Origin of the sequence: Blautia massiliensis (ex Durand et al. 2017), from assembly GCF_051861785.1 — a bacterium.
Classification (GTDB): Bacteria; Bacillota; Clostridia; order Lachnospirales; family Lachnospiraceae; genus Blautia_A; species Blautia_A luti_A.
The window spans coordinates 3,777,799-3,794,013 of record NZ_CP146725.1 but is presented as its reverse complement, the minus strand read 5'-3'; the positions used below and the strand labels follow the sequence as shown (position 1 = coordinate 3,794,013).

Annotated in this window: 18 protein-coding genes; 4 read left to right on the top strand and 14 right to left on the bottom strand. The window is 49.4% G+C overall.

Annotated features, from left to right (window positions below; genetic code table 11):
* Positions 1–3: 3 nt before the first annotated feature.
* From V9W66_RS17915 to V9W66_RS17900, 4 genes are all read right to left on the bottom strand, one after another.
* Positions 4–768: a type III pantothenate kinase gene (locus V9W66_RS17915; RefSeq protein ID WP_092069061.1), complete on the bottom strand. Its 765-nt coding sequence runs from the start codon at positions 766–768 to the stop codon at positions 4–6.
* Positions 769–787: 19 nt separating this feature from the next.
* Positions 788–1,426: an ECF transporter S component gene (locus V9W66_RS17910; protein WP_059085617.1), complete on the bottom strand. Its 639-nt coding sequence runs from the start codon at positions 1,424–1,426 to the stop codon at positions 788–790.
* A gap of 154 nt (positions 1,427–1,580) precedes the next feature.
* Entirely contained in the window at positions 1,581–2,786 is a 1,206-nt protein-coding gene (gene coaBC, locus V9W66_RS17905) for a bifunctional phosphopantothenoylcysteine decarboxylase/phosphopantothenate--cysteine ligase CoaBC (RefSeq protein WP_144096109.1), read from the bottom strand.
* A 14-nt stretch (positions 2,787–2,800) separates the two neighbouring features.
* The gene (locus V9W66_RS17900; protein ID WP_144096107.1) at positions 2,801–3,700 is read right to left on the bottom strand and encodes a peptidylprolyl isomerase; all 900 of its coding nucleotides are present in this window, start codon (positions 3,698–3,700) and stop codon (positions 2,801–2,803) included.
* A 274-nt stretch (positions 3,701–3,974) separates the two neighbouring features.
* On the opposite strand from V9W66_RS17900, the gene V9W66_RS17895 reads away from it, so the two are divergent.
* Positions 3,975–4,454, top strand: coding sequence for an S-ribosylhomocysteine lyase (locus V9W66_RS17895; protein ID WP_144096105.1), 480 nt, complete (start codon positions 3,975–3,977; stop codon positions 4,452–4,454).
* 191 nt (positions 4,455–4,645) lie between these two features.
* On the opposite strand, the gene V9W66_RS17890 is transcribed toward V9W66_RS17895, so the two are convergent.
* The 3 genes from V9W66_RS17890 to V9W66_RS17880 form a co-directional block, all read right to left on the bottom strand.
* On the bottom strand, positions 4,646–5,173 hold the full coding sequence (locus V9W66_RS17890) for an SH3 domain-containing protein (RefSeq protein WP_144096103.1): 528 nt from the start codon (positions 5,171–5,173) through the stop codon (positions 4,646–4,648).
* Between the two features lie 91 nt (positions 5,174–5,264).
* Positions 5,265–6,269, bottom strand: a complete 1,005-nt coding sequence (locus V9W66_RS17885) for an XdhC family protein (RefSeq protein ID WP_144096101.1) — start codon at positions 6,267–6,269, stop codon at positions 5,265–5,267.
* Positions 6,270–6,301: 32 nt separating this feature from the next.
* On the bottom strand, positions 6,302–7,447 hold the full coding sequence (locus V9W66_RS17880; protein WP_144096099.1) for an aminotransferase class V-fold PLP-dependent enzyme: 1,146 nt from the start codon (positions 7,445–7,447) through the stop codon (positions 6,302–6,304).
* An 80-nt stretch (positions 7,448–7,527) separates the two neighbouring features.
* Between V9W66_RS17880 and V9W66_RS17875 the strand changes: the two genes are divergently transcribed.
* Positions 7,528–8,748 carry a dicarboxylate/amino acid:cation symporter gene (locus V9W66_RS17875; protein ID WP_144096097.1) on the top strand — a complete coding sequence of 407 codons (1,221 nt, stop codon included), beginning with the start codon at positions 7,528–7,530 and terminating at the stop codon, positions 8,746–8,748.
* A 198-nt stretch (positions 8,749–8,946) separates the two neighbouring features.
* Here the strand turns inward: V9W66_RS17875 and yedF are convergent, their stop codons facing one another.
* The 5 genes from yedF to V9W66_RS17850 all read right to left on the bottom strand — a co-directional run bounded on the left by yedF (position 8,947) and on the right by V9W66_RS17850 (position 13,447).
* Complete coding sequence (yedF, locus tag V9W66_RS17870) at positions 8,947–9,558, bottom strand: sulfurtransferase-like selenium metabolism protein YedF (RefSeq protein WP_144096095.1); 612 nt, start codon at positions 9,556–9,558, stop codon at positions 8,947–8,949.
* An 84-nt stretch (positions 9,559–9,642) separates the two neighbouring features.
* Positions 9,643–9,834: a hypothetical protein gene (locus tag V9W66_RS17865; RefSeq protein WP_015524771.1), complete on the bottom strand. Its 192-nt coding sequence runs from the start codon at positions 9,832–9,834 to the stop codon at positions 9,643–9,645.
* Positions 9,835–9,836: 2 nt separating this feature from the next.
* Positions 9,837–10,481: a GTP pyrophosphokinase gene (locus V9W66_RS17860; protein WP_015524770.1), complete on the bottom strand. Its 645-nt coding sequence runs from the start codon at positions 10,479–10,481 to the stop codon at positions 9,837–9,839.
* Positions 10,482–10,605: 124 nt separating this feature from the next.
* On the bottom strand, positions 10,606–11,853 hold the full coding sequence (locus V9W66_RS17855; RefSeq protein WP_144096093.1) for a DUF1015 domain-containing protein: 1,248 nt from the start codon (positions 11,851–11,853) through the stop codon (positions 10,606–10,608).
* 235 nt (positions 11,854–12,088) lie between these two features.
* Positions 12,089–13,447 carry an MATE family efflux transporter gene (locus tag V9W66_RS17850; RefSeq protein ID WP_144096091.1) on the bottom strand — a complete coding sequence of 453 codons (1,359 nt, stop codon included), beginning with the start codon at positions 13,445–13,447 and terminating at the stop codon, positions 12,089–12,091.
* Positions 13,448–13,701: 254 nt separating this feature from the next.
* Between V9W66_RS17850 and V9W66_RS17845 the strand changes: the two genes are divergently transcribed.
* The gene (locus tag V9W66_RS17845; RefSeq protein ID WP_015524766.1) at positions 13,702–14,001 is read left to right on the top strand and encodes a BMC domain-containing protein; all 300 of its coding nucleotides are present in this window, start codon (positions 13,702–13,704) and stop codon (positions 13,999–14,001) included.
* A gap of 16 nt (positions 14,002–14,017) precedes the next feature.
* Positions 14,018–14,308, top strand: coding sequence for a BMC domain-containing protein (locus V9W66_RS17840; RefSeq protein ID WP_015524765.1), 291 nt, complete (start codon positions 14,018–14,020; stop codon positions 14,306–14,308).
* 526 nt (positions 14,309–14,834) lie between these two features.
* Here V9W66_RS17840 and V9W66_RS17835 read toward each other — a convergent pair.
* Together V9W66_RS17835 and yqeC are read right to left on the bottom strand one after the other, a co-directional pair.
* Positions 14,835–15,485: a nucleotidyltransferase family protein gene (locus tag V9W66_RS17835; protein WP_144096089.1), complete on the bottom strand. Its 651-nt coding sequence runs from the start codon at positions 15,483–15,485 to the stop codon at positions 14,835–14,837.
* Position 15,486: 1 nt separating this feature from the next.
* A complete protein-coding gene (gene yqeC, locus V9W66_RS17830; RefSeq protein WP_186290127.1) occupies positions 15,487–16,203 on the bottom strand; it encodes a selenium cofactor biosynthesis protein YqeC in 717 nt (238 codons plus the stop codon).
* Between the last annotated feature and the right edge of the window lie 12 nt (positions 16,204–16,215).

The following is a 16,215-nucleotide window of genomic DNA, read 5'->3' as shown; positions in this document are numbered from 1 at the left end:
TTTTTATTTATTTTTTTTGTAGATCACAAGGAGTCCCTTGAGCAGAAGGTCCTCATCCAGAATGATTTCTTTCTTGCAGTGAGAAATGATCTTTTTTGCAAGACCGCCTGTTGCGATCACGGTTGTTTTCTCACCAAGCTCTTCTTCCACCCGATCAATGATCCCGTCGATGGCTGCTGCGTTGCTGTAGAGCACGCCGCTTTTCATGCATTCGATGGTATTGCGCCCGATCACATGCTTCGGGGCATCGATGCTGATCCCGCTGAGCTGGGATGCTCTGGCTGTCAGTGCATCCAGGGATATTCCGATGCCAGGAAGGATCATTCCGCCAATGTATTGCTTTTTGCTGTTGACAACCGAAACTGTAGTGGCGGTTCCCATATCGATCACAATAAACGGCACCGGATATTCGTTTAATCCTGCCACAGCGTCTGCCACAAGATCCGCCCCCAGCTGTCCGGGGTTGTCCATCATGATGTTCAGACCTGTTTTTACTCCGGGTCCCAGGACCATGACTTCTTTTTTGAGGATCTTTTCTGCTGCCAGCCTGGCAATGTTGGTGATCTGCGGGACTACAGATGAAATGATACAGCCTTCTATGTCTGCCTTTTTGATGTGGTAGATTTCCAGTAAGGTTTTCAGGTCTACGGCATATTCCAGTTCTGTTTTTGTTCTTACGGTAGCAAGTCTCTCGATGAAGTATGTTTTCTGATCATCGATGCAGCCCACGACTATGTTGGTATTTCCAATATCAATTGCTAATATCATAATTATATTTTCCCTGTCTTTATGCTTTTGTCTTCTCACGGCTGATCTGTGCGGATGGGATCAGATGTGCCTTGGAAAGTGCAGCTCCCACTGCTCCTGTGATCACTGTGGAGGAAATCATTTCGCATACTGCGTTGATCCCTACCATGAGACAGCAGCCGATGATGATGTTATGACCGCCCATCAGATTTTTTACATAATCGGTATTTCCGAACAGTCCTACAAGTGCTGCCATGAAGAACAGGGTATTCAGGAATGCGGAAAAGAATCCGGTTACTGCACATGCCACATAGGTATTGCTGACCTTTCGCATGCCTTTAAAAATATATCCGAGACAGATACCGTCCAGAAGACGTGGGATGAAGCGCTGGATAAAGGCAAATACCGGATTGATACCGAAAAGCACAACTCCCATTGCACTGGAGCCGCCTACTCCGATGCACTGAAGAAAGCTGGTCAGGCCGAAGATCGCACCTGCCACGGCTCCTCCTACGGGTCCGAGGACGACTGCACTGATGGCTACCGGGATCACGTTAAAGGAAATGGCCAGTGGCCCGATGTTCAGATATCCCAGTGGTGTGTAGGCCATCAGCAGAAGGATTGCTGCCATCAGGCCCAGTAACGTAAGCTGCGCTGTTGTAAATCTGTTGTTTTTCATTTCTTCTCCTCCTTGTTACCGTTCCGCTCTGTGAATATTTCCGGACATACAGCATTTCCCGGCGTTTTCTGCGGATACAATACGGTGATGGAAAGCGGTGATCTTTTTGTTCCGCTTTTCGTTTTTTAAACCGGCTCTCTGACCGGTTCTGCAGCTATGCTTCTGCCTTTGTGGTAAGCAGAAGGATCTTATCCAGGATCTTTAACGCTGCATCCTCCTTGCTCATAAGCGGGAGTGACACTTCTTCGTCCTGTGTGATCAGAGTCAGGACATTGGTATCTCCCTGGAATCCGGCGCCCTCTACCTTCAGGTTGTTGGCTGCCACCATATCCAGGTTTTTCTTCTCAAGCTTGGCTCTGGAATTACGGAGCATGTCTCTGGTCTCCATGGAAAATCCGCAGAGGAACTGGCCCTGCTTTTTGTGCCGGCCCAGATATTTCAGAATGTCGTCTGTCCTCTCGAGCTCTATGGAAGCCTGATCGTCTTTTTTCTTAACCTTGTCTTCGCTGACCTGCTTCGGACGGTAGTCTGCCACTGCGGCAGCCTTGATGATGATGTCCTGTTCATCACTTAAACCGGTGACTGCCTCGAACATATCTCTGGCAGATGTCACAGGTACGACCTTCACAAAAAGGGGCGGCTCAATGGCAGTAGGTCCGCTTACCAGCGTAACCTCCGCTCCTCTGAGCATGGCCATTTTTGCAATGGCGTATCCCATCTTTCCGGATGAATGGTTGGTGAGACAGCGGACCGGGTCGATGGCCTCCTGGGTAGGTCCTGCCGTTACCAGGAGCTTTTTGCCGGCAAGGTCTTTCTGGAAGGCGGATTCCCTCAGGATATATTCCAGAAGGGTTTCCGGCTCCGGCATTTTTCCGGCTCCGGTGTCCCCGCATGCCAGGTAGCCACTGGCCGGTGTGATCACCTCATATCCGTAGGTTTGCAGCTTCCGGATATTGTCCTGCACCACGGGATTCTCATACATGGCGGTATTCATGGCCGGTGCAAGGATCTTCTGACACCTGCAGGCCATTACCGTAGTAGTGAGCATATCGTCCGCAAGGCCGTTGGCCAGCTTTCCGATCACGTTTGCACTGGCCGGTGCGATCATCACAACATCTGCCTTCTTGGCAATGGATACGTGCTCTACCTGGAACTGAAAGTTCCGGTCAAAGGTATCCACCAGGCATTTATTCCCGGTCAGTGTTTCAAATGTGATCGGATTGATAAAGTTCGTTGCATTCTCTGTCATCAGTACATGGACATCTGCATGAAGCTTATGTAATGCACTTGCCAGATATGCGATCTTGTATGCAGCAATACTTCCTGTGATGCCAAGAAGCACTGTTTTCCCTTTCAGCATCCTTCTCCCTCCTGTCAGTCAACCATACGGATACTCTCGATCACCGGCTGCTGATCCTTTGCAATGGTTCCGTTGCCGTCTGTCGGCCTGGCATCCTTGCAGATCTGATCTACAATGTCCATCCCGGAGGTCACGTGTCCGAATGCAGCATAGTCGCCATCCAGATGTGTGGAATCGGACTGTACGATAAAGAACTGAGAGCTTGCGCTGTCCGGATCTGTGCTGCGGGCCATGGAAATGGTTCCTCTTACATGAGAAATATCGTTCTTCACTCCATTGCTGGAAAATTCGCCCTTGATGGTGTCCTCTGCTCCGCCGGTTCCGTCTCCGTTTGGATCTCCGCCCTGGATCATAAATCCGTCAATGATCCGGTGGAAGGTCAGACCGTCATAAAAATTGTCCTGTACCAGCTTTACAAAATTTGTGACTGTGATGGGTGCGGTGTCTGCATCCAGCTCTACATCGATCTCGCCATAATCCTTTACGGTGATGGCAGCATGATGGGTTCCTGTCAGCTGCTGGCTGGTATCGATCACAGTTGTTCCTGCCATTTGTGCATTCTCGGAACCATCGGAAAATTCTCCGTCTGCGCTGTCTGTATCCTCTGTACTGTCTGCGGAGCTGTCTGCAGAAGCTTCGGTTTCATGTGAAGTGTCCTCTGCATCACCGGAAGCCTCCTGATCATCGGCGCTTTCTTCATGGTCTGAAAAGCCTGCCGCCTCAGCCTCCTCCTCGGATACTGCATTGGCTGCTGTCTCTTCATCTACGCCTGTCTGTCCTTCTGAGGTTTCTTTCTCCAGAGATTCTTCCTTCTGGTCTGCTTTGTCAGAAGTACTGTCTGTGCTTCCGCATCCGGAAAGCATTCCTGCGGTAAGAGCTGTCGCAAATAATACGGCTAAAACCTTACGTTTCATATTTATAAGTCCTCCTTATCAGATCCCGAAAACGCCTGTTCCGGCATTTTCAGCTGAGCTTTTCACTCTCCCCCTGTAAGCTTTTCTCAGTTTAACATCATCTTTTCATAAAGTCAACTTTGCACGGAACCAGGTGCAGGAGTTACTGTTCACTTTGTTCTCAGCAACGTGCAGGATTCCCTTTGTTTTGCCTTGTATCTCTTACGGTTCTCTGCTAAAATCATGTATGGAGCTTATTATGGGCTCCGTACATATAAGAAAGTGAGGAATCAACATGGAAAAGATCACAAGTTTTACCATTGACCATATCAGGCTTCAGCCTGGCGTATACGTTTCACGTAAGGATCCGGTTGGAGATCAGGTGATCACTACCTTCGATATCCGTATGACTTCTCCCAATGAGGAGCCTGTTATGAACACAGCCGAGCTTCACGCCATGGAGCATCTGGCAGCTACCTTCCTGCGGAACCATAAGGAGTTTGGCCCGAAGGTCATTTACTGGGGTCCTATGGGCTGCCGTACCGGAAATTATCTTCTTCTTAACGGGGATTATGAATCCAGAGATATTGTTCCGCTGATGATCGAGATGTTTGAATTTATCCGAGATTTTGCGGGTGAGATCCCGGGAGCTTCTCCCAAGGACTGCGGAAATTATCTGGATATGAACCTTGGCATGGCAAAATATCTGGCAAAGAAATTCCTGAACGAAGTTCTCTACGATATCAAACCGGACCGTCTTGTTTATCCGGAATGATCTGCGGATACGATCCGCTGGCATGATCCTTGTGTTCTGAACGGACTATATGCCGAAACAAAAAAACAGGCTGCCTGTATCGATGTATTTCATCGGATACAGCTGCCTGTTTTTTATTATATCAAGGAGACATCTGCAATTGAAGCAGGATCAGGATTTCCCTGATCTGGTCAAAGCCTGTAGTCTGTGCTCTACTGTGCTGTTTTTGCGGTAGTATCTGCTGCCACTGCTCCTACCGGCGGGGTTGTGCTGACGTAGTCGCCGGATGCGTAGCAGGTCTGGCCATTATAATCCACACGGATCCATCCATTGTCACAGACACCGGTACACTTCAGGGATTCTCCGGAAAGGACACCTGCCACAAATTCTGCCTCTGCGTTGGCGTCAGAACGTAAATTCACACCCTCCACTGCATAGTAGGTGGCATCCTGAGCCTGTACGTTGATGCCGCTTGGGGTCTGCTCCGTAGCTGCTGTCTGTGCTGCGGGATCTGCTGCCCCGGCTGTGGTGGAGTCTGCCGCCGCTGCTGCTCCGTCTGCTGTGGAATCTGCTGCTGCCTTCGGTGTAGGTGTTGCAGTTGCCTTCGGCTTCTCTGTGGGCTCCGGCGTCGGTGTGGAATCTACTACTGTTACCACTGCATCGGTTCCTTCCTCATATCCACAGCCCTGTGCAAGGAAAGCCGCGCCTATTATCAAAGCCATAATACATTTTTTCTTCATTTTATCTGATTCCTCCTTATACGCCGGTAAAAAATTCTCTGCGTCCAATATACACGATTCTGCAATATTATGCAAGTCCTGGCCGGTTCTTTCACATATTTACCGGCTCAAAAAGCACCCGGACAGTTCCGCCGCAGATCATTCCCAGATCTCCTGCCCCCTGTCCCAGCTCGTAAACCTTTGTTTCCGTATTTCGGATATTTACTGCGTGTTTTCCGGCTTCAAACTCCACTTTTCCGCCGCCGATGCTTCCTGCCGTGCTTCCGTCCCGGAATACGAACATCTTGCTCCCGGTTCCTCTTGGTGAGGAGCCCTTCTTCTCGATGATCGTGACCATGGTTCCCGGTGTCCTGCGGCGTACTGCTGCCTCCACCTCCTCATCACAGTAGGTGCGGAAATGCCGGTTCTTTTCCTGCACGATCTCTGCCATGATGCTCACGGCGATCTCAGCCGGCATCTGTCCTCCGATGGGAAGTCCGATGGGGGCATGGATCTGATCCAGCTGTTCCTCCGTAAAGCCCTCTTTCAGAAGCTTTTCCCTGGTGATCCGCACCTTTGTCCTGCTTCCGATCATTCCGAAATATGCAAAGGGTCTCTTAAGGATCCCTCTTGCACAGGCGGAATCTCCCAGATGGCCTCGTGTCACCACTACATAGTAGGCATTTTCATAGGGAGGGATCCTGTCGGACAGGGTATCAAAATCTCCAAAGATCCTCTCATCTGCCATGGGAAATCTTTCCTCCGTCACAAATTCCTCCCGGTCATCCATGACTGTTACATGAAAGCCCAGCATCCTGCCGATCTCTGCTACCGGAAGAGAAACATGGCCGCCACCCAGTATGATCAACCTGGGATTCTTCTCGTAGGTTTCCACAAATATCTCCCGGTCTCCATTTTTCACAACACCGGTTTCCACAGCTGCTTCCACGGAAGCTTTCAGGAATTCTTCTGCTTCTTTATTTCTTTCTGCTCTCTTCGGATAAAAAAAGCTGCTTTCTTCCAAAAGATATTTCAGCCCGGCATCCTTTCCGTTCAGAAGGATCCCTGTTTTTACACGCCCTCTTTTTTCTACCACATCATATATTGTCTGATACATTCTCTGTGTCCTTTCTGTCCGTCTTTCGCTGTTTATTCCGCGGCAAGCTCCTTTACCGCCCCGGCAGCAGTGTCCACCTCTTCTTCCGTATTAAAATAAGAAAAGCTGAAGCGGACAGCTCCTGTTTTTTCGGTTCCCAGTGCTTTGTGCATCAGCGGTGCACAGTGGCCGCCGGCTCTTACACTGATCCCGTACTCTTCATCAAGGACCATGGCCACCTCTGCCGAGTCCATCCCTGCAATATTCAGAGTCACCACAGGGGAGCGTTCTTCCCTGGAAAAATCCCCGTACAGGGTGACTCCCGGAATTTCCTTTACCTGGTCATAAAAACGCCACATCAGCTGCTGCTCTCTTTTTCGGATCTGTTCTGTTCCAATTTCGGTAATCCAGCTGATGGCTGCGCCAAGACCTGCGATCCCGTGGCTGTTCAGGGTGCCTGCCTCCAGTGTCTCCGGCATATCCTGCGGATGCTCTCTCTGAAAGGTGAGGACGCCGCTTCCGCCTACCTTCAGAGGCTCCACAGATATCCCCGGCCGAACGCAGATGGCGCCTGTGCCCTGGGGTCCCATAAGGCCCTTATGTCCGGAAAAGCAAAGAATATCTATATGATCTTTTTTCATGGAAATCGGAAATACTCCTGCTGTCTGGGCAGCATCCACAATAAAAAGCTTCTGGTGCTTCTGTGCGATCGCACCGATGGCGTGGATATCATTGAGATTTCCTGTCAGATTGGAGGCGTGGGTACAGACGATCACCTTCGTCTCCGGACGGATGGCTGCTTCAAGCTCCGTAAGGGAGATCCGTCCCTTGCGGTCTGCCGGCAGGATTGTAAGCTTCATACCCTTTTTTTCCAGGCGGTACAGCGGACGGAGCACACTGTTGTGATCCATCTCCGTACAGATCGCATGGATAATTCCCTCCTCCGGATGAAGTGTTCCCTGCAGGGCGATATTGAGCGCTTCCGTATCATTGGATGTAAAGGCCACACATTCCGGCCCCCATACGTCAAACATCTCTGCGATCTGGCATCTTGTGTTAAAAATAAGCCTTGAGGCTGCCATTGCTTCGCCGCTGCTGCCCCTTCCGCTGTTTCCTGCATGCTGCATGGCTTCCACCACAGCACGCGGCACACAGTCCGGCTTATGAAAGCTTGTAGCCGCGTTATCCAGATAAATCATCTCATCCTCCTTGTGATTTTTATCAAATACCTTTATAATAAACTCTGGCTTTATTTTATACTATCCGAGGAGGTTTTCCAATGAAAAAAACATCTTTTTTCAACAGTCTGCCATTTAAGCTGCTGGTCGCTGTGATCCTGGGGATCATAGCCGGGCTTATCCTGAACCGGTACAGCACCAACGGAATCTCCATGGCAGTTCTTAATATCACAGTTACTATCAAGTACATTCTGGGCCAGCTCATTACCTTCTGCGTGCCGCTGATCGTGCTGGGATTTATCGCTCCGTCCATTACCAGGCTTGGCAAAAATGCTTCGCTGATGCTGGGAGTTGCGGTTGTCCTCGCTTACGGCTCCTCTGTTGGCGCAGCGCTTTTTTCCACAGCCTCCGGCTTTCTAATCATTCCACATCTGTCCATCCATTCCTATGCTGCAGGACTGAAGCAGCTGCCGGAGGTGATCTTTGAGCTGGAGATCCCGCAGATCATGTCCGTTATGAGTGCTCTTGTTTTTGCAATGATGCTGGGACTTGCCGCCACCTGGACAAAGGCGAAGCTGATCACTGGGCTCCTGGATGAATTTCAGAAAATCGTTCTTTCTCTGGTGGCTCGGATCATCATCCCCATTCTTCCGTTATTTATCGGCACTACCTTCTGCGGTCTTGCCTACGAGGGAACCATCACCAGACAGCTGCCTGTTTTTCTGAAGATCATCGTACTGGTGCTTGCCGGGCATTTTATCTGGATGGCTCTTCTTTACATCCTTGCAGGCATCTATTCCGGTGAAAATCCTCTGGAGGTTGTCCGCCATTATGGTCCTGCCTATCTGACTGCCGTAGGGACCATGTCCTCTGCAGCCACACTGGCCGTTGCACTGCAGTGTGCCTCCAGGGCAAAACCTCTCCGCAAGGATCTGGTCAGCTTCGGGATTCCTCTTTTTGCAAACATCCATCTCTGTGGCTCCGTCCTGACAGAGGTTTTCTTCTGTATGGCGATTTCGAAGATCCTGTACGGTTCCGTTCCCACGCCGGGTACCATGGTTCTGTTCTGCCTTCTTCTGGGTATCTTTGCCATCGGAGCTCCCGGTGTTCCCGGCGGAACCGTCATGGCATCCCTTGGCATCATCACCGGAATACTGAAATTCGACAGCTCCGGCACTGCACTGATGCTTACCATCTTTGCACTGCAGGACAGCTTCGGTACCGCATGCAACGTGACCGGCGACGGCGCACTGACGCTGATGCTTACCGGCTATGCAAAGCGCCATCATATTGAGGAGCAGCAGCTTGATGTGGAATTGTAAGAGTAGCGCTTAGTCAAGCGGATAGTCGCGATCCGCTTCGCTGCTTGCTCATAACCGGATATCAAGCGAATATCAACCAGATATCAAAAATGCCGCAGGCTTCAAAATGGCTCTGCGGCATTTCTGTATATTTCTATTTGTTTCTGTCTGCTTCTGTAAGTTTCTATATGCTTTTGTTGTTTCTATATGTTTCTCTGTTTACGGATGGATCACTTTTCCTGCTTTTGTGAGCTTTTCCGCTATGGTATACATATTTGTTACGGTTCCCACTGCCGGTTCCTTCAGTCCGTAGAAGTTCACGCAGGTTCCGCAGGTCAGGATCTCTGTTCCCTGCTCCTGTAAGGTCTTAAGGTCTTCGATACATGGTGAATCCTGTGCGGTAAGTCTGGCTCCGCCATTATAAAACAGCATAACTGACGGCGGTGTCTCCAGCTGTGTCAGTGCATACACAAATCCCTTGATCAGGATCCCGCCAAGCTCCGGATCTCCGCCTCCCATCTTATCGGAAGTGATGGCAACGGTATAATCTCCCTGCGGAACAGCCGGTGTGCAGACGATCTCAGGCTCTGCCTGGCTTCTTGAAGCAGGAGCTGATTTTACTGTCATATTGACCTCGTAACCACCTTCTGTTTTTCTGGATACGAAGCTGCATCCGGTACTTCCGGCAAGTCTGCTCAAATTGTTTACTGCTGTTTCATTATCTACCAGGATCAAGATCTCGTCTCCCTGCTCAGCCTTGTCAAGGATCTTCTTGGTCATCACAACCGGGATCGGACACTGTTTCCCCATTGCATCTACTGTGTGCTTCATACGCACTCCTCCTGTATTCTGCGATTTTTTATAATTGCTGTTTTATCATTATTGCTTTTTCGCTGTTTTCTTTTCTTTGATCTTTTATTTCTGCTCCAGCTCATGAGCCTGTTTAAAGATCTCACAGGCGCCTGTGTTTACACATCTTTCATGCGCGCAGTCCATAAAGGTCAGCTTCCTGCTGCTGTCCTCCTGCCGTGTATACTCACAGCAGACGGTTTCGCCCCCGTTCATGGTACGGCAGAAACCGGATATAAATTCCTCTTCGATCTCCATTCCTATCCCTCCGTCGGATTCTCAGTAATCTGGGCAGGTGTGATCTCCTCCAGCATTCCTGTTTCATTGTAGGCTTCAAACTGTTCCTCGATCTTTCCAAGGATATCTGCATACTGACAGAAAGCCTCCGCCAGCTCATCCCTATGTTCCGGAAGCTTCTTGTAACAGACACGGTGCTCCATGCTTGCCCAGAGATCCATGGTCATCGTCCTCAGCTGGATCTCCACCGGAAAATACTCCATGGTATCCAGATAATACACCGGAACTGCAATGATCACGTGAAAGCTGCGGTATCCGTTAGGCTTGGGATTCTGTATGTAATCCTTTTCCCTGATAAAGATCAGCTCACTCTGCCGCTTCAGCGCATTTACAAGATTGTATATATCATCGATAAAGTAGCAGATCACACGGATCCCGGCGATATCCCTGAGATGATCCTTGGCGTTCTGCACACTGTCTGAATGTCCTAGCTTCTCCAGCTTCTTTTCGATGCTCTTCTTGGATTTGATCCGTTCCTGGATATTGTGGATCGGAGATACGGAAGACTTCTGATACAGGCTTCCGTTGAGCACCTCAAGCTTGGCGCGCATGATCTGACATGCGTTCTGATATGGCTGGATACAATCGTAATACTGTTCGTTTGTCATGAAAAACCCTCTTTCGCGTTTGCTCAGAATATACTTTTATCTTACCGGACAAATGTGAGTAATCTGTAGTGATTTCCTAAGATTTTCCTGACCATTTTATTAAAAATCTATAAAGCCGCCGGCATCAGTCTGAAAGCTTATGGATAAAAAGACCACTGCGGAGCTTCGGTTCAAACCAGGTGCTCTTTGGCGGCATAAGCTTACCCTCGTCTGCGATCGTCATCAGCTCCTCCATGGATGTAGGATACATGGCAAAGGCAGCTCCTCCTGTCTCATCTGCAGCTGCTGCCAGATCCTTCAGCCGGTGGTTTCCTCCCATAAAGCGGATCCTCTCATCGGTACGCGGGTCACTAATCCCCAGAACCGGACCCAGGACCTTATCCTGAAGAATAGACACATCCAGCTGACCTACGCTGTCTTTACCCGCATAGATATCCGGATATGCCTTCAGATGGAACCATTCTCCGTCTACATACAGCCCAAAGCAGTGTTTCTCCACCGGTTTACATGGAAATCCCGGCATTGCCATCAGCTCAAAATTAAACTTCATGCTTCCGATAAAGGCTTTGGGTTCCATACCCTTGATATCCTTTACGATCCTGTGATACGGAAGGATGGTCAGCTGGTCATACGGAAATACCACTGACAGGAAAAAGTTAAATTCTTCTTTTCCTGTGTAGTCCGGATGCTCCGCTCTTCTCTTCTGTCCAACCTTTACTGCGGAGGCTGCTCTGTGGTGGCCATCTGCAATATAGATAGAGGCGATCCCGCCAAAAAGACTATGTATAGTCCGGATCTTTTCTTCCTCATCTACGACCCATACACGATGTGTGATCTCATCATCGGAAGTAAAATCATACACAGGAGCATGTGCATTTTTCCATTCTTCCATAAGAGTAAGAAGCTCTGCCGGATATCTGCACGCCAGAAAAATAGGACCTGTGTTGGCATCACAGACATCCACATGACGGATGCGGTCCTGCTCCTTATCCTCTCTTGTAAGCTCATGCTTTTTGATCACACCATTCATGTAATCATCAATGGAGCTGACACCTACGATCCCGGTCTGGGATCTTCCCTTACGGATCAGTTCATACAGATAATAGTTCGGTTTCTCATCCTGGATCAGGATCCCTTCTTTCTGGAAACGATCCAGATTTTCCCTTGCCTTCTGATAAACCTTCGGATCATAAAGATCGGTTTCCGGATCCAGATCCATCTCTGCACGGTCTATATGGAGAAAAGATTCCGGATTTTTTTCCCCGATCTCTCGCGCTTCCTCTCTGCTGACTACGTCATAGGGAAGTGCAGCCACCTTTTCTGCTTTTTCCGAAGCAGGTCTTACTGCCCGAAATGCCTGAAATAAAGCCATTGTATTTTCCTCTCATTCCTGCCCGGCCATACGCCGGACTTTCAAATCATCCCGTCCATTCTAACACATATCAAAATTTCCCGCAAACCCTTATCCGGCCCGTTTCAGCCTTCATATGGAGTCTTTCCCATGATGAGTTGTGCTGCGAAGGAACTTGTGTCTGTTGCTTTCAGACTTCATGTGGCGCCTTTTCCATGATGAGCCTGATATCGCACAGACGCTGCTCCATACGGTCTTATACCTTACGTTTCAGCTCCGGCAATACTGTCGCCAGCATGGTAAAAAAGCATGCACAGCCGCCTACAAGGTTGGAGACCGGTTCTGCCCAGAACACGCCGTCTGTTCCCAGGCCATTCACATGAGGCAGCAGGAGCGTCAGCGGTACTACGATCACTACCTTTCGGAACAGAGAAAAAAAGGTGGCCTTTTTTGCCTTTCCCAGTGCTACGAACACGTTTTGTCCGGTAAACTGCAAGGCCATAAAGCAGAAGCCGAAAAAGTAAATATGAAGGGCAGGAACTCCCTTTTCCAGAAGCCCGGGATCGCTGTTAAAGATCCGGATAAAAAATTCCGGAAGCAGCTTCAGGATTCCCCAGCCTGCCAGGGTATAGATCACACAGACAGCTGTGATAAATTTAATTGCTTTTTTGACTCTGTCGTATGCTTTTTCTCCATAATTGAAGCTCATGACCGGAGAAGCACCTGTGGTAAGCCCATGGACCGGCATGGTGAAAATGTCACGGACAGAATTTAAAACTGTCATGACACCAACGTAGATATCACCACCCCAGGTCTGGAGTGTGGCATTGCATACCACCTGCACAAGACTGTTTGTAAATGCCATAAAAAAACCGGACATACCCAGGCTTACGATACTGCCCACTCTTTTCCAGGAAATCATCATGGCGCTTTTTTTCAGGTTCAGGATCGCCTTTTTTCCTGTAAGGAAGCGTAAGACCCAGATGGCGGAACAGAACTGGGAAATGATAGTCGCCAAAGCCGCTCCCCGGACTCCCATGTGCATTCCAAAGATAAACAGGGGATCCAGAAAGATGTTCAGTACAGCACCGATCAGTATCGTGAGCATCCCTGTGTTTCCAAAACCCTGGCTGTTAATAAACGGGTTCATTCCCAGAGTGATCATCTCAAACAGGGTTCCCAGAAGATAGATCCTTATGTAGTCTGCCGCATAGGAAAAGGTTACATCACTGGCGCCAAAGGCATAGAGGATCGGTCTGTAAAAGATAAGGCCAATGGCTGTCAGGATCACTCCTGTGCCGATCAGCATCACAAAGGTGTTTCCCATGAGCATTTCTGCTTCTTCCCGGTTTCCTCTTCCCCGTTCCATGGAGCAAAGCGGTGCTCCTCCATTTCCAAAAAGATAGGTAAATGCGGTGATCAGGGTGATAATAGGAAAACACAGTCCCACTCCTGTCAGTGCAGTGGCTCCGATCTCAGGAATCCTTCCGATATAGATCCGGTCTACAATGTTGTAAAGGAGGTTCAGGATCTGTGCAATGATCATCGGCACAGCCACTTCCATAATGTTACGATAGACATTTCCTGTTGAAAAGTCTGTCTGATGTATCTGCATTTCTTTACACCTTCCTGCTATTTCTTATTTAATTAATATACTATATCCGGCGTCCAAAGTAAACTTTGCGTTGCTGTTCTCTTCGTGAGCTACTGTTCACTCCGTTCTCAGTAATACTTTGTTATCTGTGTATTTATTCCTTGCTATTTTTGTCTAAAAAAGTTATAATAAATCCATAAAAACGGTAGTGATTCCACGTAAAACCGGTCAAGAAACCACATTACTGGGAATCTGTTCCGCATGGAGGTATTTTTATGGATAATAATTATAAGGGCATGGCTGTAGGTGTTTTTGAGCTGGATAATCTGGTTGCCTGTTTTGTTGCTCTTGATGCTGCTTCCAAAGCAGCCAATGTCAGGATCCAGAGTGTTGAGCGTAACCGTCTGAAGAGTGGCGCCTGTGTCAAGATGCGTGGTTCTGTTTCTGACGTTAATGCAGCTATGGAGGTTGCGCTGGAGGCAGCCAAACCTCTTGGTAAGGTTGTTTCTCATACTGTGATCGCTTCTCCTTCTGAGGATACTGAGATTGCACTGAAGATGACGATCAATAAATAAAGGGGGCGACGGATTTATGAATTATGGTGCTTTTGGTTTAGTTGAGGTTGTTGGCAGCAGTAATGCGATCCTGGTGATCGACCAGATGCTGAAGACTTCTGATGTTTCTTTTCTTACCTGGCAGACGAAATGTGGTGGTCATGCCACTGTTTTTCTGACTGGTGATGTTTCTGCTGTTACGGCTGCCGTTGACAGTGTAAAGGGGAACCCGCCTTGTGAGATCGTAGCTTCAGCAGTGATCTCCAATCCTTCCGGTGAGACGGTTCGTCTGGCTGAGGAAGAAGCGGCTAAGAATCATTTTATTTGAGATTTGTCTACCTTATAATTATAAATTATAACGAACGTACGCAGGGAACCGCCCTGGCGTGGCGGGAAGGGCTTCGTCGTCCGCTGGCTTCTAAGGTGCTGCGGCTTCTGCTAAAACCATTCCAAAAAGTTCTGAACTCGCGTCCAGACGCTCAGACAGCAGAACTTTTTGGAATAACGCAGAAACCACACCCCCTAAGAATCAGCAGGACTCCTGCAGAACATCCCGCCACGCCAGGGCGGTTCCCTGCTGGCTTTTGTATGCGTGAAAATTGCCTCAGACACGGTGCTTTCACCCTAGCTCACTCTCTATGCCACACGTCAACAGCTCTTTTCGCTATATTCTTCGACCTCACGCTTCCACTATAGCCTTCCACTCCTTCGCACGTCAGCCGGCGAGGTACCGTCTGGTTTGGGCTGGCTCTGCAGGAGGGGTGCGCTTCTTAGGCGGTGGGAATCTGCGTTGCTGAAAAAAATCCAGCTGTTTGAGCGACGCAGGAGCGAGTTCTGGATTTTTTTCAGCGGTTTTAGCAGATTTCCGGCGTCTTAGAAGCCAGCCCCCGACGAAGCCCCAGCACAAACCAGACGGTACCTCGCCGGCGTCCGTCCGAAAAATCCACATCCACCATCTCCCGTCCATCTTCCACCTTCATCACAGCCACATCCCCCCGATGTGCCACAACCACTCTCTTCCCTCCGACATCACCGGAAAGCTCCATCAGCTCCCCATAATACTTCTTCGAAAAAACGCAGGGATTCCCGGTCTTCCCATCATGCTCCACACAGGCAATCCCTTTCCTATCTCCCAAAAACACATCCACCAGTCCAAAAACCGTCTCCCACCGCAACCACGGCTGATCTGCCACCGTAAACAAACAAGCATCCATCTCACGGTTGAACCGCAGCCCGATCTTCAGTGAGGAAGATATCCCCTCATCCGGATGCAGATTATAAAGAAACCGCGCGCCGAGCTTCTCTGCTTCCTGCGCGATCTCCTCATACTGTGTGACAACTGTGATCTCACACCTGTGCCCCTGTTCCTCCAGTGCTGCTTTCACTTTTTTCAGTTCCAGGAGGATATGCCTGTACATCGGCATTCCGTCTATCCCGTACAGCAGCTTATTGCTTCCAAACCGCCGGCTGTTTCCTGCTGCCAGCATGATCAGTCCCAGTTTCATATCACCGCTCCACTTCCTTTCGATTCCAGCTGTTTACACTTCTCTGCAGGCTTCCGCAGATTACCATGATCCCAGACTCCTGACCTTGCGCCATAAGCTTCTCCGCCACACAAGAATCCTCCAGAGTATCTGCCTTGTTCAGATACGCAAGAAATCTTCGCCCGTCCACTCCTTTTTGCAATCCGTCTTCAGACCGGATGATCTTCCACACATCCATCCATGTCACAGGCTCATCTGTATGCTTTCCCAGAAATCCCGCCACATCATCCGGACGGTGTGCCGTATCACAGATCCTTCTGCCGATGCAGTCAAGACCGATCACCCCTACTACCACATCTGCAAAAGAAGGGATCACCGGCTCATGAACAGCCGGCACTTTAAGGGGTCGGCGTCTGGATCCGTCAGCTTCCACAAGAAGAAGATCACAAAAGCCGGGCAGCTTTTCCAGGATCTCCTTTTCGGGGCCGGAAATCTTTGGCTGCCCGGCCTTGTGATAAGCCGCGATGACGTATCCGTATTGTTCTATAAGCCGGCATGCTCCCGGAATGTCCTCTGCCTCCGCAAAAGGACGTTCCGGTTCCCATGCCATATGCGTGGTTGTGGTCACGATCACACGTTTTCCCTGTCCGGAAAATATTTCTGCCAGTCCAAGGATCAGACTGGTTTTTCCGCCGCCTCCTGTGAATGCCACAGTAAGCGCTTTTTCATTTTTCTTCATGACACACTCCAT

Excerpts from the sequence above, each read along its gene's own strand:
- V9W66_RS17890 (WP_144096103.1), bottom strand. The coding sequence starts at position 5,173 with ATGAAGAAAAAATGTATTATGGCTTTGATAATAGGCGCGGCTTTCCTT.
- V9W66_RS17900 (WP_144096107.1), bottom strand. The coding sequence starts at position 3,700 with ATGAAACGTAAGGTTTTAGCCGTATTATTTGCGACAGCTCTTACCGCA.
- V9W66_RS17915 (WP_092069061.1), bottom strand. The coding sequence starts at position 768 with ATGATATTAGCAATTGATATTGGAAATACCAACATAGTCGTGGGCTGC.
- V9W66_RS17885 (WP_144096101.1), bottom strand. The coding sequence starts at position 6,269 with ATGTATCAGACAATATATGATGTGGTAGAAAAAAGAGGGCGTGTAAAA.
- yedF (WP_144096095.1), bottom strand. The coding sequence starts at position 9,558 with ATGAAGCACACAGTAGATGCAATGGGGAAACAGTGTCCGATCCCGGTT.
- V9W66_RS17860 (WP_015524770.1), bottom strand. The coding sequence starts at position 10,481 with ATGACAAACGAACAGTATTACGATTGTATCCAGCCATATCAGAACGCA.
- V9W66_RS17875 (WP_144096097.1), top strand. The coding sequence starts at position 7,528 with ATGAAAAAAACATCTTTTTTCAACAGTCTGCCATTTAAGCTGCTGGTC.
- V9W66_RS17855 (WP_144096093.1), bottom strand. The coding sequence starts at position 11,853 with ATGGCTTTATTTCAGGCATTTCGGGCAGTAAGACCTGCTTCGGAAAAA.
- V9W66_RS17865 (WP_015524771.1), bottom strand. The coding sequence starts at position 9,834 with ATGGAGATCGAAGAGGAATTTATATCCGGTTTCTGCCGTACCATGAAC.
- coaBC (WP_144096109.1), bottom strand. The coding sequence starts at position 2,786 with ATGCTGAAAGGGAAAACAGTGCTTCTTGGCATCACAGGAAGTATTGCT.
- V9W66_RS17880 (WP_144096099.1), bottom strand. The coding sequence starts at position 7,447 with ATGATTTATCTGGATAACGCGGCTACAAGCTTTCATAAGCCGGACTGT.
- V9W66_RS17910 (WP_059085617.1), bottom strand. The coding sequence starts at position 1,426 with ATGAAAAACAACAGATTTACAACAGCGCAGCTTACGTTACTGGGCCTG.
- V9W66_RS17850 (WP_144096091.1), bottom strand. The coding sequence starts at position 13,447 with ATGCAGATACATCAGACAGACTTTTCAACAGGAAATGTCTATCGTAAC.
- V9W66_RS17845 (WP_015524766.1), top strand. The coding sequence starts at position 13,702 with ATGGATAATAATTATAAGGGCATGGCTGTAGGTGTTTTTGAGCTGGAT.
- yqeC (WP_186290127.1), bottom strand. The coding sequence starts at position 16,203 with ATGAAGAAAAATGAAAAAGCGCTTACTGTGGCATTCACAGGAGGCGGC.
- V9W66_RS17895 (WP_144096105.1), top strand. The coding sequence starts at position 3,975 with ATGGAAAAGATCACAAGTTTTACCATTGACCATATCAGGCTTCAGCCT.
- V9W66_RS17840 (WP_015524765.1), top strand. The coding sequence starts at position 14,018 with ATGAATTATGGTGCTTTTGGTTTAGTTGAGGTTGTTGGCAGCAGTAAT.
- V9W66_RS17835 (WP_144096089.1), bottom strand. The coding sequence starts at position 15,485 with ATGAAACTGGGACTGATCATGCTGGCAGCAGGAAACAGCCGGCGGTTT.